At 34.7% G+C, this 23924-nt stretch carries 18 protein-coding genes; 17 read left to right on the top strand and 1 reads right to left on the bottom strand.

Annotation, left to right across the window (positions count from 1 at the left end; all coding sequences use genetic code 11):
- Positions 1 to 422 precede the first annotated feature (422 nt).
- The 3 genes from AC6CHR_RS16510 to AC6CHR_RS16500 all read left to right on the top strand — a co-directional run bounded on the left by AC6CHR_RS16510 (position 423) and on the right by AC6CHR_RS16500 (position 2926).
- Positions 423 to 545 carry a hypothetical protein gene (locus tag AC6CHR_RS16510; RefSeq protein ID WP_498250098.1) on the top strand — a complete coding sequence of 41 codons (123 nt, stop codon included), beginning with the start codon at positions 423 to 425 and terminating at the stop codon, positions 543 to 545.
- A 21-nt stretch (positions 546 to 566) separates the two neighbouring features.
- Entirely contained in the window at positions 567 to 1469 is a 903-nt protein-coding gene (gene rocF / locus AC6CHR_RS16505) for an arginase (protein WP_498250097.1), read from the top strand.
- A 263-nt stretch (positions 1470 to 1732) separates the two neighbouring features.
- Positions 1733 to 2926: an ornithine--oxo-acid transaminase gene (locus tag AC6CHR_RS16500; protein WP_498250096.1), complete on the top strand. Its 1194-nt coding sequence runs from the start codon at positions 1733 to 1735 to the stop codon at positions 2924 to 2926.
- A gap of 87 nt (positions 2927 to 3013) precedes the next feature.
- Here AC6CHR_RS16500 and AC6CHR_RS16495 read toward each other — a convergent pair whose 3' ends face one another.
- The gene (locus AC6CHR_RS16495) at positions 3014 to 4375 is read right to left on the bottom strand and encodes a YjiH family protein (RefSeq protein ID WP_498250095.1); all 1362 of its coding nucleotides are present in this window, start codon (positions 4373 to 4375) and stop codon (positions 3014 to 3016) included.
- Between the two features lie 832 nt (positions 4376 to 5207).
- On the opposite strand from AC6CHR_RS16495, the gene AC6CHR_RS16490 reads away from it, so the two are divergent.
- From AC6CHR_RS16490 to mmsA, 14 genes are all read left to right on the top strand, one after another.
- The gene (locus AC6CHR_RS16490) at positions 5208 to 6998 is read left to right on the top strand and encodes an ABC transporter ATP-binding protein (RefSeq protein WP_498250094.1); all 1791 of its coding nucleotides are present in this window, start codon (positions 5208 to 5210) and stop codon (positions 6996 to 6998) included.
- Positions 6999 to 7397: 399 nt separating this feature from the next.
- The gene (locus AC6CHR_RS16485) at positions 7398 to 8243 is read left to right on the top strand and encodes an MBL fold metallo-hydrolase (protein ID WP_498250093.1); all 846 of its coding nucleotides are present in this window, start codon (positions 7398 to 7400) and stop codon (positions 8241 to 8243) included.
- Positions 8244 to 8393: 150 nt separating this feature from the next.
- Positions 8394 to 9380: a LacI family DNA-binding transcriptional regulator gene (locus tag AC6CHR_RS16480; RefSeq protein ID WP_498250092.1), complete on the top strand. Its 987-nt coding sequence runs from the start codon at positions 8394 to 8396 to the stop codon at positions 9378 to 9380.
- Between the two features lie 373 nt (positions 9381 to 9753).
- On the top strand, positions 9754 to 11079 hold the full coding sequence (locus AC6CHR_RS16475; protein WP_498250091.1) for an ABC transporter substrate-binding protein: 1326 nt from the start codon (positions 9754 to 9756) through the stop codon (positions 11077 to 11079).
- A gap of 127 nt (positions 11080 to 11206) precedes the next feature.
- On the top strand, positions 11207 to 12136 hold the full coding sequence (locus tag AC6CHR_RS16470; protein WP_498250090.1) for a carbohydrate ABC transporter permease: 930 nt from the start codon (positions 11207 to 11209) through the stop codon (positions 12134 to 12136).
- Positions 12137 to 12140: 4 nt separating this feature from the next.
- Positions 12141 to 12977 carry a carbohydrate ABC transporter permease gene (locus AC6CHR_RS16465; RefSeq protein ID WP_498250089.1) on the top strand — a complete coding sequence of 279 codons (837 nt, stop codon included), beginning with the start codon at positions 12141 to 12143 and terminating at the stop codon, positions 12975 to 12977.
- Positions 12978 to 13029: 52 nt separating this feature from the next.
- Positions 13030 to 13677 (top strand): YesL family protein, encoded by a 648-nt coding sequence (locus AC6CHR_RS16460; protein ID WP_498250088.1) that lies wholly within the window; start codon positions 13030 to 13032, stop codon positions 13675 to 13677.
- Positions 13678 to 13715: 38 nt separating this feature from the next.
- Positions 13716 to 15218 carry an arabinosylfuranosidase ArfA gene (gene arfA / locus AC6CHR_RS16455; protein WP_498250087.1) on the top strand — a complete coding sequence of 501 codons (1503 nt, stop codon included), beginning with the start codon at positions 13716 to 13718 and terminating at the stop codon, positions 15216 to 15218.
- A gap of 236 nt (positions 15219 to 15454) precedes the next feature.
- A complete protein-coding gene (locus AC6CHR_RS16450; RefSeq protein ID WP_498250086.1) occupies positions 15455 to 16015 on the top strand; it encodes a DEAD/DEAH box helicase family protein in 561 nt (186 codons plus the stop codon).
- An 802-nt stretch (positions 16016 to 16817) separates the two neighbouring features.
- Positions 16818 to 17822: a substrate-binding domain-containing protein gene (locus AC6CHR_RS16445; protein WP_498250085.1), complete on the top strand. Its 1005-nt coding sequence runs from the start codon at positions 16818 to 16820 to the stop codon at positions 17820 to 17822.
- A gap of 85 nt (positions 17823 to 17907) precedes the next feature.
- Positions 17908 to 19695 carry a cache domain-containing sensor histidine kinase gene (locus AC6CHR_RS16440; RefSeq protein WP_498250084.1) on the top strand — a complete coding sequence of 596 codons (1788 nt, stop codon included), beginning with the start codon at positions 17908 to 17910 and terminating at the stop codon, positions 19693 to 19695.
- Between the two features lie 23 nt (positions 19696 to 19718).
- Positions 19719 to 20948 carry a response regulator transcription factor gene (locus AC6CHR_RS16435; RefSeq protein WP_498250083.1) on the top strand — a complete coding sequence of 410 codons (1230 nt, stop codon included), beginning with the start codon at positions 19719 to 19721 and terminating at the stop codon, positions 20946 to 20948.
- A gap of 301 nt (positions 20949 to 21249) precedes the next feature.
- Entirely contained in the window at positions 21250 to 22332 is a 1083-nt protein-coding gene (gene chvE, locus AC6CHR_RS16430; protein ID WP_498250082.1) for a multiple monosaccharide ABC transporter substrate-binding protein, read from the top strand.
- A 50-nt stretch (positions 22333 to 22382) separates the two neighbouring features.
- Entirely contained in the window at positions 22383 to 23918 is a 1536-nt protein-coding gene (mmsA, locus tag AC6CHR_RS16425) for a multiple monosaccharide ABC transporter ATP-binding protein (RefSeq protein WP_498250081.1), read from the top strand.
- Positions 23919 to 23924 lie beyond the last annotated feature (6 nt).

Below are 23924 nucleotides of genomic sequence, written 5' to 3'. Positions count from 1 at the left end.
ATCAACACGCCCCACCTATTAAGTTCCCAAATGTTACAGATGATTACACCTACAATCATAATATTATCAGGAGAGGATTTGATACAAATATAATAGCTAAAGTACACATACTGATACTTTGCTTAACCTGATAAAAAAAACAAAGAAACAAAACAAGTACTATAATGTTGGATAAAACGTAAAGTAGAACTAGTTTAAAAATTGAGAAACTTGTAATATAGTTTTATTAAATTATTATTTAACGAAAAAGTAAAACAACAGTAATTATGGTCACTCTTGCTATTACAGAATGAATGGGAAAAATTGTTCATAACATATGTACTCAGATAGTTTGATGAAGTGTTAGTTTACTACTTTTGGAAAATGTGAATGTTTATACATATATTTGTTAGGTTGAGTCACTTACATATCATAAGATACAATTGAATAGAGATTTAAATGGTGGGAATTTCCTCTATTATGTCTTGAATGATAAGGAAATCACTTATGTAAAGACTGTGATAGAAAAAACGAACAATGATTACGAAGATGGACAGTGGGTATAGGACAAAGGGGAGGCAATTTTGATGAAAAGACATATTTCAATTATTGGTGTACCGATGGATTTAGGACAGTCAAGGCGTGGGGTGGATATGGGGCCGAGTGCGATTCGGTATGCTGGAGTTGTTGAAAGATTAGAACAGTTGGATTATATCATTCATGATAAAGGAGATATTAAGATAGGCAGACCGGGTAAGGATCAAGAGTTATCTGATGGTAATTTAAAATACTTGGAAGCGGTTACTGAGGCCAGTAACGAACTTGCATCAGCAATTACAAGAGTAGTAGAATCAGGGTCATTTCCACTTATCCTGGGCGGAGATCATAGTATTGCAATTGGAACACTTGCAGGTGTGTCAAAGCATTATAAAAATCTGGGAGTCATTTGGTATGATGCACATGGTGACTTGAACAGCAGTGAGACATCACCTTCTGGCAACATTCATGGGATGCCACTAGCGGTTAGTTTAGGAATTGGACATCCAGCATTAACGAACATTGCAAATTATTCACCTAAAGTGAAACCAGAGAATATTGTCATAATTGGTGCACGTTCCTTAGATGATGGAGAAAGGCGATTAATACGTGAAAAGAAGATTAAAGTCTATTCAATGCATGAAATCGACCGTCTTGGAATGACAAAAGTTATGGAAGAGGCCATTGCATATTTAAAAGAAAAAACAGATGGTGTTCACCTCTCACTTGATCTAGATGGGCTTGATCCTAGTGATGCTCCAGGTGTAGGGACACCTGTACTAGGTGGAATTACTTATCGTGAAAGTCACTTAGCTATGGAAATTTTAGAAGAATCAAATATTATCACATCTGCAGAATTCGTTGAGGTTAATCCTATACTAGATGAAAGAAATAAGACAGCAACCGTTGCAGTTGAATTAATGGGATCATTATTTGGAGAAAAATTATTGTGAATCGATTCTTTCTCAAAGATTGCGGAATATCAAAAGCCTATCATAATGTATTGGAGCATACCTTCAACTATTATCTATGACAATATTGTCATTTTCTGTGAAGACAGATTGGTTTTACAAGTAGAAATCCTAGTACTGATATTCATTCTTCCTTATCTTTTTCAAGGAATAATCCAAATGCCGATTAACTAATTGATTAGTCCGTTATTCTCCGCATATATAGAATAAGAGTTGATTTATAGCCAATATTAGGAGGTTGAAAGATGAATTCTAAAACAGAAACAGTTATTGACCTTACTGAGAAGTACGGAGCAAATAATTATCATCCTCTTCCAATCGTCATTTCAAAAGCTGAAGGAGTGTGGGTAGAGGATCCAGAAGGCAATAAGTATTTAGATATGTTAAGCGCTTATTCAGCTGTTAATCAAGGACATTGTCATCCTAAAATCATCCAGGCATTAAAAGATCAAGCTGATCGTGTCACCTTAACATCGCGTGCGTTTCATAACGATCAATTAGGTCCTTGGTATAAAAAAATAGCTCAGCTAACAAATAAGGATATGGCGTTGCCAATGAATACAGGTGCAGAAGCGGTTGAAACAGCAATCAAAGCTATTCGCCGTTGGGGCTATCAAAAAAAGGGGATTGTAGAAGATCGAGCAGAGATTATTGCATGTATAGGAAATTTTCATGGACGGACAATGACTGCTGTTTCACTTTCCTCAGATATTGAGTATCGAAAAGACTTTGGTCCATTGCTACCAGGAATAAAATTGGTTCCTTACGGTGATCTAGATGCGTTAAAGTCTGCAATTACACCGCAAACGGCCGGATTTATTTTTGAACCTATTCAAGGAGAAGCAGGGATCGTCATTCCGCCAAAAGGCTATTTAAAATTGGCTTTTGATCTTTGTAGAAGTGAAAATATTCTTTTCGTTGCAGATGAAATACAAGCAGGTCTTGGTCGTTCTGGTAAAATGTTTGCGTGTGATTGGGATAACCTTATTCCTGATATGTACATATTAGGTAAGGCACTTGGTGGTGGAGTATTTCCAATCTCGTGTGTTGTAGCAAATCATAACATACTGGATGTTTTTAACCCGGGTTCACATGGTTCTACATTTGGGGGAAACCCATTAGCTTGCGCTGTGTCTTTAGCATCGCTCGAAGTAATTGAGGAAGAGAAATTGGTTGAGCGATCTCTACAATTAGGGGAGTATTTTATAAAACAATTAAAGAAAATAAAGAATCCAATAATTAAAGAAGTACGTGGTAGCGGGTTGTTTATCGGCGTAGAATTAACAGTAGATGCAAGACCATATTGCGAGGAGTTAATGAAACATGGGTTGTTATGCAAGGAAACCCATAATACAGTTATCCGATTTGCACCACCGCTTGTGATTACGATAGAAGAGTTAGATTGGGCGTTTGAAAGAATTAATCGAGTATTAAAATAGCTATATAATGGTATGAGGGCTTAGGAATATTCCTAAGCCCTCATACTTTTTAGTTACTATAAATACGAAAATAGACATCTGTAAAGATTAAAAAATCAAATGTGCCATCAAGACAACAATTGGCAAAGAAATAATGGTCCGTTGTAGAAAAATTACTACTAAATCAATAAAAGAGACTGGCAACTTGGAACCTAATAATAAACCACCAACCTCTGACATATAGATCAATTGTGTGATTGATATACATCCAATGACAAATCGTGTTAGTTCACTTTCAATACCACTCCCGATGATTGCTGGTAAAAACATGTCTGCAAATCCAACAACCATTGTTTGAGCAGCTTCACCCGCTTCTGGTATTTGCATCAGATCTAAAACTGGCACAAACGGCATTCCTACAATTTTGAAAACAGGTGTATATTCGGCGATAATTAATGCGATTGTTCCAATCGCCATAACAATGGGAAGTACACCTAGCCACATATCAAGAACGTTTTGAAACCCATCTTTTAAGATTTTCCAATAGTTACTATTTTTTTTAGCTTGTCGAACAGCCATATTTAAACCCCAATTAAATGGAGAGACGTTGTGAGGAATTGTTTCATCATGTTCTGTATGACCAATATACGTATCAGATTTTCGTGAAAGCGGAGGAATTCTCGGGCAAATTAATGCACAAGCCAGGCCCGCTAATACAATTGTAAAATAAAAAGGAACAAAGTATTGTTCAAGTTTTAAATACTGAATGATGACAATAGTGAATGTAATTGAAACAACAGAAAATGTTGTGCCAATGATAGCAGCTTCACGCTTTGTATAATAACCGTCTTCATACTGTTTATTCGTTAAAAGAACACCGATTGTTCCATCTCCGAGCCAAGAGGCTAAACAATCGATTGAAGAACGACCAGGCAACTTAAATAACGGCCTCATGATTTTTGTTAATAAAGCACCACATAATTCTAGAAGTCCGAAATTAAGGAGCAATGGTAAAAATAATCCAGCAAAAAGGAAAACGGAAATTAATAGTGGTAATAGGTCAAACAGCAATGTTCCACCAGTATTCTCAGACCAAACTGCTATAGGTCCAATATTAAATAAGGTTAAAATGGAGAATATCATCCCTAATAGTCTAGCTACTAGCCATATCCATGACACCTGAAAAAGTTTATTTAAAAACGGTGAGCGAAGGATAACAGCTGGTTGATATAATTTAGTAATGAGCGTAAAAACTCCAGCAACTACCATGATAACCGTCGCAATATAAGGTAAGGATCCTGATAAGCTACTTTCAACAAAATTTGCTAAAATAGCTATTGGAATTGTGAACTCACCATTTATTGTAATTGGAATCACAAATAAAAGTATCCCTATTAATGAAGGAATAATAAATTTGAGATAATCCTTAGTTCGATATGTTGAATTTTGTTTTTGCACAGTTTTTTCCAAAAAATGCACCTCTTTTTGTTGTAATGGCATGATAAAAGTGAAAAACGGCTTTGATTCAGATGTTGGGTCCCAAATGTATGTAATAAATCTCATTAACAGGCTATAGAAGAATGGACCAAATGAAATAATATCACGAATTCGATAATCTATGAAGTATTTTAGATCCTATAGTAAATACCCTATGTTGATTTAATGTTAAACATGATTAGTCTTATTTTTTTATTATGTCCTTTTTCAAGGCATATTCTTTTGAAAATTAATAAGAAATATGTTAATGAAGAAGGTCCATAAACATAAAGGACTACCACATATAAAGATATAGGAAAAATGAGATAAAGTATTTCTGTCGAAAATGAATGTTGCTGCCACTGAGAATTGAATAGGATAAGTACTACACACCGATAAGTGTTGCATTTTTAACTGTCGAAGATCTGAACAAATAAGTTCAGATTTTTTTTTGGACAAAACTAGTTTATTGTCTGGAAATAATCATTTATCAATACTCTAAAGAGAGGTATTAGGAATTTGGTCATACTAAGATGCAGGTTATTACGAATAGAATCATTAATAATTTCGATTACAAATTGACTTGGAAACGATAACATAATAGAATAATAATAAACTTATCGATAACTTAATAATGTGAGTTTTATAATGAAGGACCCAGAATTAAATTATTTTATAAATGTTTCAAGACGCCTGCAATTGGCATGGAGATTTTATTGCTTATTTTAAAAGATAAGTTTTGTACTTAGTTTTGTGTCTAGCGCAAGCGCCTAGCCCCGACCAAGGCGCTTGCGCTTTTCATATAATGTGTAAGGAGGACATCAAGGTGCCTAAAAAGCAGAAGCTAGAATCGTTTGATTTTGAACAACGATTTAAAAATGGACCGGGTAAAGTGGAAGGTGCATTTAAGACACTTTATACGTTATATAAAGGTCAATTTCGCAATATTGGATTATCATTTTTCTTTTTTCTATTTAAACACTCACCAGTATGGATTATTCCAATTGTTACTGCGAATATGATTGATATCGCAAGTAATCCTAGTGAGCATAGTATCAATGAGCTTTGGATTAATTTGGCTGTAGTGGCATTTGTTATTATTCAAAATATACCTTCTCAAATGCTGCATATGAGTTTTTTAAGTAAAGCCTCCCGACATGTTGAAGCAGGACTACGAAGTACATTAGTAAGAAAGCTCCAGCATTTATCGATTTCATATCATAGTGAGCTTCGATCTGGAAAGCTTCAATCAAAAGTATTACGTGATGTCGAAAGTATAGAATTTCTATCAAAGCAAATCATGTATACTTTTTCTGCAGCGCTAACAAGTGTAGTTGTAGCAATAGGGGTAACAGCTAGTAAAAATGTACTAGTTGCGATGTTTTTTGTGTTAGTGATCCCTGTCGCTATTTTGCTTGTATACTTTTTCAAGCGTAACTTACAAAAAAAGAATAATGAATTTCGCAAGCAGATTGAAACAATGTCAGGGCAGGTAGCTGAAACGTTAACAATGATTCCTGTCACGCGAGCACATGGATTAGAAGATTTGGAGATTGAAAAGACAGACTCTACTTTAAATAACCTAAAGGGAAAGGGTTATAAACTTGATATCTCTGAAGCATACTTTGGGGCAACAGGTTGGGTAGTGTTCCAACTATTTCAAATGTTTTGCCTGATTTTCACATCGATTCTTGCTTACAATGGACAGATTACCGTTGGTGACGTTGTGATGTACCAAGGTTTCTTTACAACAATACTAATGTCGATAAATCAAATTATTAATGTTTATCCCCAATTAGCGAAGGGTTACGAATCCATTATCTCCGTTTCAGAGGTGCTGTTTTCGACACAAACTGTTGAATATCAAGGGAAAAGGAAATTGTCCGAAATTGCTGGAAAAATATCCTTTGATAATGTGAATTTTCATTATGCTGATTCAGAAAAACATGTATTACAGGATTTAAATCTAGAGGTAAAAGCAGGAGAATGTGTAGCACTTGTAGGTGCTTCTGGTGCTGGTAAATCAACTGTACTTAGTATGCTTTTAGGATTTTACAAACCAAATGAGGGGAAAATTTCAGTTGATGATGTTCCGTTAGATGAAGTACAAATGCAGTCCTATCGTCGCAAGTTAGCTGTTGTACCTCAAAATACGATCCTTTTTTCAGGATCAATTCGTGATAATATAACATATGGAATAACAAGTGTTTCTGATGAACGTCTATTAGAAGTAATCGAAATGGCAAATCTTCAGGATGTTATAGCAGACATGCCTAATGGATTAGATACAATGATAGGCGAACATGGTGGAAAGCTATCTGGTGGTCAAAGACAGAGGATCGCTATTGCACGAGCTATTATTCGAGATCCACAAATTATCCTGTTAGATGAAGCAACTTCAGCACTAGACAATGTTTCTGAGTTTCGGGTTCAACAAGCGATACAAAAATTAATAAAAGGACGAACAACCTTTATTGTTGCACATCGACTTTCGACAATTCGTGATGCAGATCGAATTATTGTCATGGATAATGGTACATGTGTCGAAGAGGGAACTTTCGATGAGCTAATGAAACAAAAAGGTGAATTTTATAAACTTAAACAATTACAGGCGTAAAGATTGTCAGGCTATTTTCGTACAAATTGTTGTTTTTGAGATTGTGTTTTCAAACCGTGCATTATTTTAATGGTGGTAAGATTCCGATCTTGTATAAAAACAACAATTAAAGCGAAAATAGCCTTTTATATTAGTTCTTTACTTTAAGTTTGTTGCTATATGAGCTGAAAAAATTGAGCAAGTTAAAGTTACAATTAAATTAAAGTTCATTATTATAGTAAGAAATAGTAAAATCATTATATAATAAATGAAGACAAAGTTGTTTTTTATCCGGAGCTTCATAGGATTCAATCAAATAGTTCTAATCTATCACTTTGTTAAAGGAAATAAATAAGTAAAACGTCCTAGTGTGGGTTTTGACTATCAAAAATTTATTCTATTCGGAGGTAGTGAACTAGCGTGTATAAAGCGTATAAAAGTGGTGCTGACTTACAGAGAGAAATTGATAAAACAAAGGTGACATCAGATTCTATTGCATTTTGGAGTTTAGGGCAATCAGGTATTATCCTAAAAGGAGATCAAGAAGACGGTTGGATTAGTATTGATCCATATTTAACAAATAGTATCGAAATGGTAAATCCAGATACAGAGTTTAAACGAGTTTCACCTCCTGTTATAGAACCATCCATGTTAAAAAATATTGATGGAGTAGTAGCAACACATCATCATGATGATCATCTTGATTTAGAAACAATAAATACAATTGCTAAGGCTTCAGAAAATACACTTTTTGTTGTACCCGCAGCAAGTAAAGTTTTACTAGGTGAGTTAGGTCAGGAGACGCTAATTGCTAAAGCGGATAATCCATTTTTTATTAAGGGATTTAAATTGACACCAATTGCAGCAGCACATACAGAATACGAAGTTGATGATGATGGGAACGATGTTTATTTAGGATATTTCATTGAAGTAAATGGTGTCCGACTCTATCATAGTGGAGATACTGTGATTACAGCTGCACTTATTGAAAAAGTGAAAGCGTTTAAACCGCATGTTGCCTTCCTACCAATAAATGGAGGAGACTTTTTTCGAACTGCTCGAGGTGTAATTGGAAATATGACTTTCAGAGAGGTGGCTGATTTCTCTGTAGCGGTAGGAGTCGATTTAATCGTTCCTATTCATTACGACATATTTCCTACAAATAGAGAAAATCCGGCTTATTTTGTCGACTATCTCTTTCATACATACCCAACACAGAAATTCCATATGATGGTTCAGGGTGAAAGATTTATTTACCATAAATAAACATGTGAATACCAAAGTTTGCTTACTTAGTTTCTATATAAATTGTTCTAACAATCATACTTACTTAAGGAGTAGGTCGACGATTATCCTATTTATATAATTAGTGATGCACCTAGTATGGGTCGTTAGTAGAGGATCGGTGTGTGTAAAATGAAGATTACCATAAAAGATATAGCTACAATTTGTGGAGTATCGTTGGGTACAGTAGATCGAGCGTTAAACAATCGAAAAGGGATCAGTGAAAAAACGAGGAAAAAGGTTCTGCAAGTTGCCGAAGAAATGAATTACAAACCTGATTTTATGGCCAGAAGCCTCGTAATTGGAAAAACGATGACAATTGGTGTAGTTCTATTTGACTTATACAATCGCTCTTTTGCGCAATTATTAAACGCAATCGAACTAAAAGCGCGCCAACTTGGATATTTTATATATATTACATTAACAGATAAAGATCCAGATAATGAGTTACAATGTATTGATTATTTAGTTAATCGACGGGTAGATGGCATCATTTTACTTTCTGTCAATAAAGGAAAAGACTTTGATACCTATTTACGGGGTTTAAATATCCCAATATTGACAATTTTTAATTATGTATCAGAGGAATGGGAGTATGTTGGAATTCAGGAACGAGATGCAATGAAAGAGGGGGTCGAGTACATCGTAAGTGAGAACTTTAAGAAATTTATATATATTTCTCCTCCACTCGCTTATGCTGGAAAGTCCAATATTTATACACAAGAAGAAAGATTGTATGGGTTTTTAGAAGGTCTGTCTGAAAGTAAGATGACGTCCGTTCCTTTGATCATTAAAGACAATGAGTATATAAAAGTTTTAGAAACGTATCCATTTAATGGGGAGAAAACAGCGATTATCTGTTCTTGTGATTTGTATGCCCTTGAAGTAATGAATTATTTAAAAGCTAAAGATTATGAAATTCCCAATGATGTAGGTGTAATGGGATTTGATGACATTGATATGTTGAAATATGTATCACCAAGACTTTCGACTGTGAAATATCCGATATCTGAAATTGGTATTAAAGCCACTGAGAGTTTAGTCAATAAGATTAATACAGGAGACTATTTACCTACAAAGTTATTAGAATATGAAATTATTAAAGGTGAATCCATCTGAATAGAGAAGGTTCTGAAAAGTTTTAAAAAAGGGATTGACGACTTTTAGTTATCGATGTTACTATTCAGATATTAAAAACAACAACCCACTACTTAGAATATTTCGTGCACGTACACGGATTAATTTAATCCTACAAACTACTACAAAATCCACCATGAACCACACAAAACGAATCCTTTGACGGTTTATTTTTTATTTGACCGTCATCGTGTACGTACACGATGCGGTTAATTAACAATTTATATTATTTTATCCGAAAATAACCTACAAAAACATCTGAATTTTTTTAGGGGGTGGTAAGCACAGTTAATGAATTTGATGACTCAAACGTTAAATGTAAGCGCTTCAAAATACGGTTAACGGGGGTTCAATGATGGGGAAAAGAAGGTTTTTAGTTTTGCTTTTTGGATTGCTGTCTTTGTTATTAATAGCTTGTAATAATGATGAAGCCTCAGGAGATGAGGCAACAGATACAGTTGTCATAGGTGATGATGAAGATGCGACAGAATTAAAGTTCTGGACCTTTGTGGAGCTACATACTGATCTTTTTAAAGATTCAGTTGAGCGTTGGAATAAAGAGTTCCCTGATAAAAAAATAAAGCTAGTAGCAGAAACGTATCCATATGATAACATGCATAACAATTTATTATTGGCTCTTCAATCTGGAAAAGGAGCCCCTGACATTGCTGATATTGAAATTGCTCGGTTTCCAAACTATTTACAAGGAGAACCACAATTAGAATCAATGAACGATCATATAGACCCTGTAAAGGATAAATTCGTAGAATCACGTTTTGATATTTATGCGAAAGATGGAAATTATTATGGTATTCCAACTCATGTTGGAGCAACAGTTATGTACTATAACACAGAAATAATGGATGCAGCTGGTGTAGACATTGATTCAATCAAAACATGGGATGATTATGTTGAGGCAGGTAAAAAGGTCGTTGAGAATACAGACGCTTTCATGACAACAGTTGAAACTGGAGGATTTATGACATTTTGGTCAATGGTTTCACAACAAGGTTCAGATTTCTTTGATGAAAACGGTGAGGTGACTCTTGATAATGAAACCAATATTAAAACAGTAGAATTCCTAAGTGATATGGTCCATGGGAGTAAAATTGCTGAGATGACCCCAGGTGGTGAGAGCCATGCTGAAGAATATTATAAGTTTATGAATGAGGGTGGAGCTGCTTCAATTGCCATGCCAATGTGGTACATGGGTAGATTCACAGATTACATGGAAGACTTAAAAGGTAAAATAGCGATTCGTCCTTTACCAGCATGGGAAGAAGGCGGCAATCGTTCTGCTGGTATGGGTGGTACTGGTACTGTTGTAACAAATCAATCTAAGCATGCGGAACTTGCAAAAGAGTTTTTAGCCTATACAAAACTTTCAGAAGAGGGGAATATTGCCTTATGGAAGCTGTTAGGGTTTGATCCACCACGTTGGGATGTTTGGGAAAGTCCAGCAATAAAAGAGGATAATAAATTTTATCAATATTTCGGGGACAATATTTTTGAAGTTCTTCTCGAGGTTAAAGATGAAATAAATGCTATAAATATTACAGAAAAAACACCGCTTGTTCAACAGCAACTAGGTACAAATGTCTTTAATAATGTTATAAGGCAACAATCACAGACACCTGAAGAGGCTCTACAACAAGCAGCTGAGGAGATTAGGAATAATTAGAAAGTAGGGAAAGTTAAAAGTAAGAAAATAGCTGACTAATAATAGGGGGTGAAATACTAACAACACCTTTTTAGGATGTTATTAGTGTCTGTCCCCCTAAATGATGGAATTAAAAGGAGTAGATTGCATGGAACCAGTGGTGTCTACCGAGACAAAACATGTGAAACCTGCTAAGAAGTCTAATTTTCTTTTTTCTCAGAAAGTTGCACCATATATTTTTGTTGCCCCTTTCATTATTTCGTTTTTAGTCTTATTTCTTTATCCATTATTAAATGGGATCTTAATGAGTTTTCAAAGTATATTACCAGGTCAAATAACATTTGTTGGTCTAAGTAATTACACGAAGATCTTTAATTCTACTTTTTATCAAGCACTTTATAATACGACCATTTATGTGATTTTAACAACAATTATTCTGGTAGCAGTGCCAATGGTCTTGGCAACAATATTAAATTCGAAAATTTTCAGATTTGCCAGTATCTTTCGAGCAGCTCTTTTTATTCCTTCCTTAACGTCAGTCATTGTTGCAGGTGTTATTTTCCGCTTAATGTTTGGCGAAACAGAAACAGGCTTAGCAAATGCTCTTCTGGGGATTTTTGGAATGGAACCTGTAAAATGGAGATATGGTGCTGGTACAGGAATGTTCTTAATGGTTTTATTGGCTTCATGGCGTTGGATCGGAGTTAATATCATCTATTTTATGGCAGGTTTAACAAACATTCAGAAAGAATTATATGAAGCAGCGGAAATAGATGGTGCTGGAGCATTTCAAAAGTTCTTCCGAATTACATTGCCATTATTAAAGCCAGTGACACTTTATGTAGCGACGTTAACAGTTATCAATGGCTTTAGAATGTATGAAGAAAGCTTTGTATTTTGGGAAAATGGTTCACCAGGAAATATTGGCCTTTCAGTTGTAGGTTATATTTATCAACAGGGGTTCCAAATGAATAATATGGGATATGGATCAGCAATTGGTGTAGTCCTTATGGTTATCATTTTTGTCATTAGTATCATCCAACTTACATTCTTCGGTGCACTGAAAAGGGAGGGGTAAGAAATTGACTAAAAAAGAAAAATTACTATCATGGATCCTGATCATTGTTGTAGCATTCATTGCCTTTCTTGCTATCTCACCTTTATTAAGCCTATTGATTTCATCATTACGACCATCAGCGGAGTTAATTAGGAATGGAATTACTTTATCAATACCATGGAATGAACTAATTTTTACCAACTATATCAATATGTTTAAAAATTCAGGGAATTATTGGACTTGGTATATAAATAGTTTGCTCATTTCAGGACTTGCCATTGTTCTATCATTATTTTTTTCATCGATGGTTGGTTATGCATTGGCTGTTTATAAATTTAAAGGTCAACAATTTATTTTTATGTTGGTCCTTTTAATTCTCATGGTGCCTTTTGAGATTCTCATGTTACCGCTTTATCGTTTAATGACAACTCTTGGGATGATTGATAATTATCTTGCTGTTATTTTACCGATGATTGTTGCACCAGTCGCGATTTTCTTTTTTAGACAGTATGCGGTTGGTTTACCGAAAGAATTAATGGAATCAGCTCGTATGGATGGTTGTACGGAGTATGGAATCTTTTTCAAGGTGATGGCCCCATTAATGCTACCTTCTTTTGCAGCAATGGCTATTCTTCAAGGGTTAGGGAGCTGGAACAATTTTCTGTGGCCATTAGTGGTTCTGCGTTCCAATACAATGTTTACATTACCCGTTGGTTTATCTACATTGCTAACACCATATGGGAATAATTATGATATTTTAATTGCTGGTTCAATTATGACAATATTGCCAATCATTATCCTGTTCTTGTTCTTCCAGCGTTACTTTATTTCAGGTTTAGCAGTTGGTGGTGTAAAGGGATAAAAGATTATTCCACTAAATTCTTTCTACTAATCTATGGCCAGGAGGATTAACAATGGAGGGAAATTTGTTTATAAATAAAATCAATTCCTTATTTTCGTGGGTAACGAAATTAGCCTATTTAAATGCACTTTGGCTGTTATTTAGTTTAATCGGTTTCATTGTAATCGGTTTTTTTCCAGCAACAGTGGCAATGTTAGAGATTTGTAGAAAGTGGTTAAATGGAGAAAGGGACATACCTCTACTTAAAACATTCAGGAATTCCTATAAATCTGCGTTCCTACCATCGAATATGATTGGCTGGATATTCACAGCGGTAGGAATTCTATTATATCTTAACTTTCTAGTTTTACAGGCAAACACAGGTCAGATAAATATTTTCGCGGTCTCTGCCTTTTATCTGTTTTTGTTTTTTTACTTAGTTACAGCTTCACATGTTTTACCAGTATACGTGCATTATCGAGTTCCAGTGATTTCATGTATTCGTAACGCATTTATTATTGGATTGGTGAATATGCATTTCTCACTTGCCATACTCATAAGTCAATCAGCGTTTGTCTATTTAATGTTTTCATATCCTAGTTCTGCGGTGTTTTTTCTTGGGAGCATTCTATCTGTGATTCAAATGTGGCTTGTTATCCGTTCATTTAGAAGGATTGATAGAAAAGTAACGAAGGAAAAATCTGTAGAAGTTTATGCTTAGTTATATCAAATACTTAATTCAAAGAGAGGAAGATAATAATGACAGTTCAAGCAAAAATGACAATTGATAAAGAGTATAGAATTGGTCAAATAGATGAAAGAATTTATGGTTCATTTATCGAGCATTTAGGAAGAGCAGTATATGAGGGGATTTATGAACCAGATCACCCTGCTGCGGATGAACAAGGCTTTCGAACCGATGTGATTGAGCTAGTGAAACAATTACGAGTTCCGTTAGTGAGATATCCAGGTGGGAACTTCGTGTCAGGCTATAACTGGGAAGATGGAGTAGGTCCTGTAGCAGAACGTCCACGTAAATTAGACTTAGCGTGGAGAACAACAGAGACGAATCAAATCGGGACAAATGAATTTATGGATTGGGCGAAAAAAATCAATGCTGATGTAAATATGGCTGTAAATTTAGGTACACGTGGTATTGATGCTGCTCGTAATCTAGTTGAATACTGTAATCATCCATCAGGGTCTTATTGGAGTGACCTTCGTATCTCACACGGATATAAGGATCCACATAATATCAAAACATGGTGTTTAGGCAATGAAATGGATGGACCTTGGCAAATAGGTCATCGAACTGCTCATGAATACGGGCGTGTTGCGGTTGAAACTGCGAAAGCAATGAAGTGGGTAGATCCAACAATTGAATTAGTAGCTTGTGGTAGTTCAAATCGGCATATGCCGACATTTGCTGAATGGGAAGCAACGGTTTTAGATCATACGTATGACCATGTTGATTATATTTCGTTACATACATATTACGGAAATCGCGATAACGATTTAGGGAACTACCTCGCACAATCATTGGATATGGATCAATTTATTTATTCTGTTATCTCGACTGCAGATTACATTAAAGCAAAAAAGCGTAGCAATAAAACAATTAATCTCTCTTTTGATGAATGGAATGTTTGGTATCATTCGAATGATGCAGATAAGAAGATTGATCCATGGTCTGTTGCTCCACCACAACTTGAGGATATCTATAATTTTGAAGATGCATTGTTAGTTGGTAGTTTGCTAATATCCATGTTAAAGCGTGCAGACCGGGTGAAGATTGCCTGTCTCGCACAGCTAGTAAATGTTATCGCACCAATAATGACTGAAAAGGGCGGGGAAGCTTGGAAACAAACAATTTTCTATCCATACATGCATGCCTCTGTCTTCGGAAGAGGGACTGCATTACATTCAATTGTATCCTCTCCTAAATATGATAGTAAGGATTTCACAGATGTTCCCTATCTAGATACAGTTTCTGTACATGATGATGACAATGAAACGTTAACAATTTTCGCAGTTAATCGTCATCAAACGGATACTCTAAGCCTTGCTTGTGATGTGAGAAGCTTTGAAGGGTACAAAGTTGTGGAACACATTGTTCTTGAAAACAATGATGTAAAAGCTACAAATCAACAAAATCGATCAAATGTTACACCTCATACTAAAGGGGATGCAAGTGTTGATAATGGCCAGTTAGCAGCCAATTTCTCAAAGCTTTCATGGAATGTCATCCGGTTAGCAAAGTAAGGATACGTCAGAAATAAAGTCGTATCAAATAAGAAGCAGCGGTTTCGATAGTAGAAATTCCCGGGCTAATTTAATGAGGAGTAGAAAAAGGTTCGGACGATGGTTCGAGCCTTTTTCTATTGCTTATTTCTAAGTATTTCAGAAAAGAGGAGAATTAGAGTGTGAACGCGAATTTATCAAACCTATAAGATCAAATGATTGTAAAAGTACAAAAAATTATTACATAAGGAGGAATTATGAAATTTATTTTATTATTTGGCCCCCAAGCTGTAGGCAAGATGACAATTGGACAAGAACTAGAAAAGATAACAGATTTGAAGCTTTTTCATAATCATATGACGATTGAATTGGTTCATCCATTTTTTGAATATGGTTCAGAGCAAGGAAATAGATTAGTGAATTTATTTCGGCAAGAAATATTTAATGAAGTGTCCAAGAGTCAATTGTACGGAATGATATTCACTTATGTATGGGCATTTGACCAACAAGAGGATTGGAATTATGTCGATGTAATTTGTGAGATCTTTGAGTCGAAGGGTGCCGAAGTATATTTTGTTGAACTTGAGGCCAATGTCGAAGAAAGATTAAATAGAAATAAGAGTCCACATAGACTTGAACACAAGGCTACCAAAAGAGACATTGCTTGGTCTGAACAAGAATTACAAGATTCAATGAAAATGTATCGGTTGAATTCTAACGTCGGTGAAATTAAAAAGGATCATTATATTAGAATAAATAATACGGAGTTGTCTGCAAAAGGAGTTGCTAACATGATAAAAGAAAACTTCCAGTTATAAGAAGACTATGACTAAATAATCTTAAATGGATATTACTAATAGTTATACATTTAAACTGTAACTAGGAGATGCGATACTAATTAGCATCTCTTTTTTTACATCAATTTGTGCTTTTCAGCTTTTAATAGAACCATTTTTAAAAGAATGTATTTATTAATCATCTCGTTTTCTCTATTTATTCATATTCTAGTAAAGAGGAGGTGGAATCATGCAAAGAAAAGTAAAAAAACACGAGTGTGGTTGTCAAAAACACAAAGAACAGATAAATATGAGAGAACAAAATCTTAATCGTAACCTATGCCATTCATGTCAAAAGCATCAATGTTGTTGTCATGTAAAACAAAGTTGTTGTAGAACCTTTCATAGGATTAGCCCATGTAGTTGTTGATATAGGTACTATACGGGTTTTCAGTATGCTATAAGTTGTGTTGCCATAAGCAAAGACAGGAATTCTTAAGTGTACTAATATTTTCTAGGTTGAGGAAAATAACCTAAAATACACGGAAATTCAAGAATCGACTAACTTAATCAGGCAGAATCCTCATTGTTTTCTTTGGATTCTGTCCTTTTTAGCTATTTAAAATCAATATTGGTATGATTGACTGATATGAAATGTTTCAACTAAAATGATTATGATACCAGGTTATTGAAATTCATCTATAACATCTACTGCTTCTGATCATATTTTGATATCCTATATTTAATAGTCAAAATATCGGTTTAAATATAAACGATAAATATTCTGATTCTTATATGAAAATGCTAAAGTAACCATGTTTCAGTTTGAGGAGTGTTTCTACAAGTGAAAAAACTTTTAATTGTTTATGTCGTATTATTTTTCACCCTTTTTTTATACTTGTATAACTTTCACTTAAAGGAATCGGCTCCTACGAGTCAAGAGGAGAAAAAGTCACCAGGTGAAATGACCGAAAAATATGTAATGGTAACCTTTCAGTCTGGAATTGATTACTGGAAAAGTGCGATTAAAGGCTTTGAGGATGCTGCAAATGAACTAAACGTTTCCGTTGAATATAGAGGGGCGACTCAGTATGATGCCCACGAACAAATAACTGTTTTAGAGCAAGTTATAGCAAAAAAACCAGCAGGTATCGCTATCTCAGCGATAAATCCCGATCAACTAAACACAACGATTAATAAGGCCATTGATGCAGGAATCCCAGTCGTACTGTTTGACTCAGATGCCCCAGATAGTAAGGCGCAGTTATATTTAGGAACAAATAATTACACAGCTGGTGTTACTGGGGCCCATAAAATGGCTGAGTTGATAGGGTCTAAAGGGAAAGTTGGGGTGATTACATTACCAAATCAACTAAATCATAAACAGAGAAAAGAGGGTTTTGTCGATACGATTAAGCGTGATTACCCTAAAATAGAAATAGTATCAATCATTGATGGGAAAGGTGATCAAATTCAGTCCGAACAAGCAACGATAAATATGATAAATGACAATCCAGATATCCAAGGTATCTTTGCATCAGAAGCTAATGGAGGAGTGGGAATTGCTGATGCCATCCAGGTATTAAAGGAAGACATTACGATCATTAGTTTTGATACAGATAAACGAACTCTTGATAAAATTAAAAATGGAGAAATTTCTGCTTCGTTAGCTCAAGGTACTTGGAATATGGGATACTGGTCTTTGCTAAACCTTTTTCAACGAAACCATAAAAACTATACACGATCCAAGCAAACAAGCGGAATTACTCAAGAAGTCTTGAACGGGTATGTTGATACCGGCATATCAATCGTAACGAAGGAAAATGTCGAAAAGTACTATGCAAACTAAAATATTAATCTATGAGGTATGGGGCATTGGTAATTTATCCGGTAATAAATAACTAAATAAAAATGAAATCGTGAGTTGAGTTTTTATGGAAATTGGAACTATAAAACTAAATAATTTTAAAATTAGACATAAAATAATTGCCTTACTTCTGGTGATTAGTATTCTACCATCAATTTGTTTAGGACTCTTAACAGGATTAACGACAAATAATATCCTTGATAAACAAGCAACTAAACATACGTTACAATTAATTGAACAGGTCAACAATACACTAGAATCCTATGCTGGCAATATGCAAAATGTTAGTTATTTGTTATCAATGGATACTGAAATAGATAAATTTTTCGCCCAAGATGGTGTTCATACAGAAAAAGAGCAATATTCAATTAGAAAATTCATGCAAGGGCTTTCAACACTATACCCTGAAATTGCTGGTATATTGGTTGTGAATAATCAAGGGGACTACATAAGTAACGAATTATATTCTCGTATGGAAGTTAACTTAACAAAAGAATCTTGGTATAAAGAAGCTGTGAAAAATGATGGCATATTTAAAATCATTGGACATCCTGATAATCGGAGTATTTCTAGTCACGTAAATTATATGGATCGTGAAGTAGTTACGTTTGTTCGAGCTATATTAGAACCTGAAACTCAGAAGGTAATGGGTGTTGTTCTGATTGACTTGAAACTAAGAGTGATTGCTGAAGCTACAAAAAATGTTAAGCTTGGTAAGTCTGGATATTTGATGGTAATCGATGAAACTGGAGAAGAAATTTATACTCCTGAGGATCCTTTAATTAATGAAATACCTAAAGATCTTTTGAATAACGATTCTGGATTCCATTCTGAAAAGATAGATGGCAACAAACTTCAGTTTATCTATCAAATGCAACCGTTTACGAATTGGACTACTGTTGGGATTTTCTCAACTAAGGAAACAATTGAAGAGGCAAGAACAATCCATTTGTACGTTATATGGTTTGTGTTTTTTGTTTGTCTGTTTGGTGTGACAGCTTCCTACTATCTCTCAAATTCGATGTCAAAGCCTATCATTCAATTAATGTCGGACATGAGAAAAGTTGAATCAGGTCAGCTTTCCGTGCGATATAAGGGTGATCGCAAAGATGAAATTGGAATGTTAGGTAAAAGTTTTAATAAGATGATTATTAAAATGAATCATTTACTTTCTCTTACGGAACGCCAAGAAAAGCAAAAGAGGGAAGCAGAGCTGCGTAGTCTCCAGGCCCATATTAAACCACACTTTCTTTATAACACTTTAGATACAATTAGTTGGATGGCACGAAAAAGAAAAGCGGATGACGTTGCAGATGTTGTTACGTCCTTATCAAGATTATTTAGAATAGGCCTAAGTAAAGGGAATGATATCATTTTATTCTCAGAAGAAATCACCCATATTCACAGTTACTTAAGCATTCAAAAAGCGAGGTATCGCGAGAAACTTAACTATACAATTGACTATGATCCACAATTAGAACACGTTATGATTCTAAAGCTTGTTCTTCAACCAATTGTTGAAAATGCGATATACCATGGAATCAAAGAGAGAAAAGGTCCAGGACACATAAGTATTACTGCAAAGGAAAATGAAGAACAGATTTTGATCATCGTTAAGGATGATGGAAAAGGAATTCCAGAAGAAAGGTTAGAAGAATTAAGAGTGCAGTTGGATACGATCGATAGTATGAAAGAGAAAAAAGAGAAACCGGTTGATTTTGGTTATGGAATGATGAATGTTCAAGCAAGAATTAAGTTAACATATGGAGACGAATATGGAATAGTCATTAATAGTGAGGAAAATAAAGGATGCATTGTAACAATAAATCTTCCAATTAAGAAAAATGCAATTTGACAGATCATGAGGGAGGGTAACTTGTGAATACAGACTTTTGGAAAGTTTTAATCGCAGATGATGAACCAATTATTCGCGAAGGTATTAGAGAGTCAGTAGAATGGTCATCCCTTCAGATGGAAGTGATCGCTGAAGCAGAAGACGGTGAAGAGGCCTTAGAGTTAGCTTTAGAGAATTCTATCGATATTCTTTTGGTAGATTTAAATATGCCGATTATGAATGGAATGACCCTTATTAAACAGATTCGCAAACAGCTATCTAATTGTAAAATAATTATTATAACTGGTCATGATGAGTTCAAATATGCGCAGGAAGCATTAAGACTAAGTGTAACAGATTATATTTTAAAACCTGTGGACCCTAGTTCATTAAAAAAAGTGCTAGTAGATGTCCGAAAAGAAATAGAAACGAATGTAAAGCAGGAACAATATTTAGAGATTGCAGCCAATCAAATAACGAAAAATTATAAGTTGTTACGAGAGGGATTTTGTCGCGATTGGATAGAGGGGCATTTATCTGATAACGAAATTAAAGAACAGTTAGAATTCTTAGAACTACCTGTAAGAAGTCCAAAGCTTCTAACCGTCATACAATGTCCTGATTACTATGCAAATAAGCCATTAATGAACGAGAAAGATAAGCAGGTATTTATGTTTTCAATTGAAACGATTATTTCTGATGAGTTGAAACCATTTATTCATCTAATCTTTCGTGATGATGCAGATTTTTTTATAATCATTTTCTGGGATTGTGTACCTGGAGAGACAATGGATAAGATAAAAAATAGTGTGAAGGATCATTTGAAGATCACAATAAATATAGCAATAGAACCACTTGCTGATTGTATGAATGCTATAGGAAATGGTTATAAACAATGCAAACAGTTAGTACATAAGGAATCAAACGTTTCTCCAGTAGTAAAGCGAGCAAAACTATATATAGAAACACATTTCACAGAACCGACTATTGCACTTGAATTAGTTGCCAAGGACTTGCAAGTGTCACCTGTTTATTTAAGTAGAATAATCAAACAAGAGTTGGGGACGTCCTTCGTAAGTCTAGTTACAAATCTGCGAATGAAACGAGCAATCCAGTTGTTAAATACGACAGAGCTGCCAATTGTTGAAATCGCAGAACAAATTGGCTATGATACACAACATTACTTTAGTACTTCTTTTAAAAAGGTAATAGGTGTTTCACCAATTAAGTATCGGAAAAACTCGATGCTAGTCGAGGATATTTCTTCAGAATAATTACTGACTATTCATAATAAACCACATCTCTTTTTTAGAGGTGTGGTTTTTATTTGAAGAATAATTGGATGTGGAATGGTTCTACTCTCGTCTGCAGTGAAAAAGTAATCCAAATTAAATTACTAAGAAGTGAGAGAAATACGAAACAGACTATGAAAGCGGTTTAATTAAAGTTAAATTTTTATAAAAATAGTTATTTAATTAAAAAGACCATGAGTTAAATAGGTGGTATATTTTTGGTAATTAATAAACCTAATGCAATATATATAACGAATAGTTGATAGGAAAGGGGGAAGTCCACATGAAAAAGAAATCGCTTACAATACTTCTTTTGATCGTTATGGTATTTGCTATATCAGGCTGTGGAGTTAAAGAAACAGGTGGTGAAACAAAAGGATTTATCGGGATATCGATGCCGACCAAGTCTTCAGAGAGATGGGTTAATGACGGTGAAAATATGAAACAACAATTTGAAGATTTAGGATATGAAACAGATTTACAATATGCTGAGGATATTATCGAAAATCAAACAGCTCAAATAGAAAATATGATAACAAAAGGTGTCGATGTTCTTGTCATTGCACCAATTGATGACCGTTCAGGGTTAACAAGTGTTCTCGAGAGGGCACATAAACGAGGAATAAAGGTTATTTCATATGATCGACTGATACAACACAGTGAGCACATTGATTATTATGCAACCTTTGATAACTTCAAAGTAGGTGAATTACAAGGGACATATATAGAAGAAAAATTAGGCTTAAAAGAAGCGGATGGTCCATTTAATATTGAAATATTTGCTGGTTCACCAGATGACAATAATGCTTACTTCTTCTTTGATGGTGCAATGTCTATTCTTGAGCCTTATATTGAATCAGGCAAGTTGGTGGTCAGAAGCAATCAAATGAAATTTACTCAAGGTGCAACATTACGTTGGGATGGGGCATTAGCTCAATCACGAATGGATAATCTATTAAGTGCTTATTATTCTTCGGAGAGAGTCGATGCTGTACTTTCACCATATGATGGAATTAGTATCGGGGTAATCTCTTCATTAAGGGGTGTCGGATATGGTAGTGAAGATAACCCAATGCCAGTCATTACAGGTCAAGATGCTGAGCTTGCATCAATCAAATCGATTATTAATGAAAGGCAAACTCAAACAGTCTTTAAAGATACAAGAGAATTAGCCAAAAAGGCTGTTGAAATGGCAGATGGGCTACTAAATGATAAGCAGGCTGAAGTAAATGATACAAAGACGTATGATAATGGCAAAAAGATTGTCCCTGCTTACTTATTAAACCCAGTTTCTGTAGATATTACAAATTATGAATCTGTACTCGTCGAGAGTGGATATTATACGAAGGAACAGCTAGGTCTATAAAAAAGTAAACTCTAGAATTCTAGTGAATAATGACGAAGTAGGTGGTTTAAATGTCTAACATAATACTAGAAATGCGAAACATAACAAAGGAATTCCCAGGTGTTAAAGCACTTGAACATGTAAATTTAAAGGTAGAAAAGGGAGAAATTCATGCCCTATGTGGAGAAAATGGAGCTGGAAAATCTACTTTAATGAAGGTATTAAGTGGAGTGTATCCACATGGGACATATACAGGCGATATTATGTTTGAAAATCAAGTCTGTCAATTTAAAAATATTAAACAAAGTGAAGAGTTAGGGATTGTCATTATTCATCAGGAATTAGCTTTAGTTCCAGAATTATCGATTTCAGAGAATATTTTTCTTGGTAATGAAATAGCCAAGAATGGTGTGATTAACTGGAATATAACAACAATGAAGACAAAAGCATTATTAGAGAGTGTTGGTTTAACCGAATCACCTAATACAAAGGTCGACAATATTGGTGTAGGGAAACAGCAACTAGTCGAAATTGCGAAAGCGTTATCCAAAGAAGTGAAGCTATTAATATTGGACGAGCCTACAGCTTCCTTAAATGAAGACGATAGTGAGAATCTATTAAATTTATTAGTTGAGTTAAAAAAACAAGGGATGTCTGCCATTATCATCTCACATAAATTAAATGAAATCGAGAAGGTTGCTGATTCGGTAACGATCTTAAGAGATGGACAAACAATTGAAACACTGAATATGAAAACTGACAAAGTGACAGAAGATCGAATCATTAAAGGCATGGTTGGCAGAGATCTAACGAATCGCTATCCTGAAAGAATTCCTAAGATTGGTCATACAATATTAGAAGTAAGTAATTGGAATGTTTTTCATCCATTACATTCAGATCGACAAGTGATTAATAATGTAAATCTATCTTTACGTAAAGGTGAAATTGTTGGAATTGCCGGATTGATGGGGGCAGGTCGAACAGAATTGGCGATGAGTATCTTCGGAAAATCGTACGGAAAAAAAATTACTGGCATGATTAAGAAAGATGGAAAAGAAGTTCAATTTAATGATGTTACTTCTGCGATAAAACAAGGGTTGGCGTATGTTTCAGAGGATCGCAAAGGGAACGGACTCATTTTAATGGAAGATATTAAACAAAATATTACGCTAGCAAGTCTGGATAAAATATCTAAAGGGACAATTTTAGATAAAAACAAGGAAATGATCGTAGGTGAAGAGTATCGAAAGAAACTGAGAATTAAAACACCAAGTATCTTTCAAAAAGCAGGGAATTTAAGTGGCGGTAATCAACAAAAAATCGTCTTAAGTAAATGGATATATTCTGAACCAGATGTTTTAATTTTGGATGAACCAACACGTGGAATTGATGTAGGTGCAAAGTATGAAATTTACTCTATTATCAATGATTTAGCAATGCAAGGTAAGGGGATCATTATTATTTCTTCAGAACTTCCGGAGCTATTAGGGATGTGCGATAGAATCTACTGTCTAAATGAAGGTAGTATAACTGGAGAAGTTAGCAGAGAAGATGCTAATCAAGAAAAGTTAATGACATACATGACAAAAAGTAAAGTAAGGGGGTAGTTTATT

This window comes from Metabacillus sp. GQ13 (genome assembly GCF_059758525.1).
Note: the sequence above shows the minus strand (reverse complement) of the source record. Positions and strands in the feature narration are given on the sequence as shown.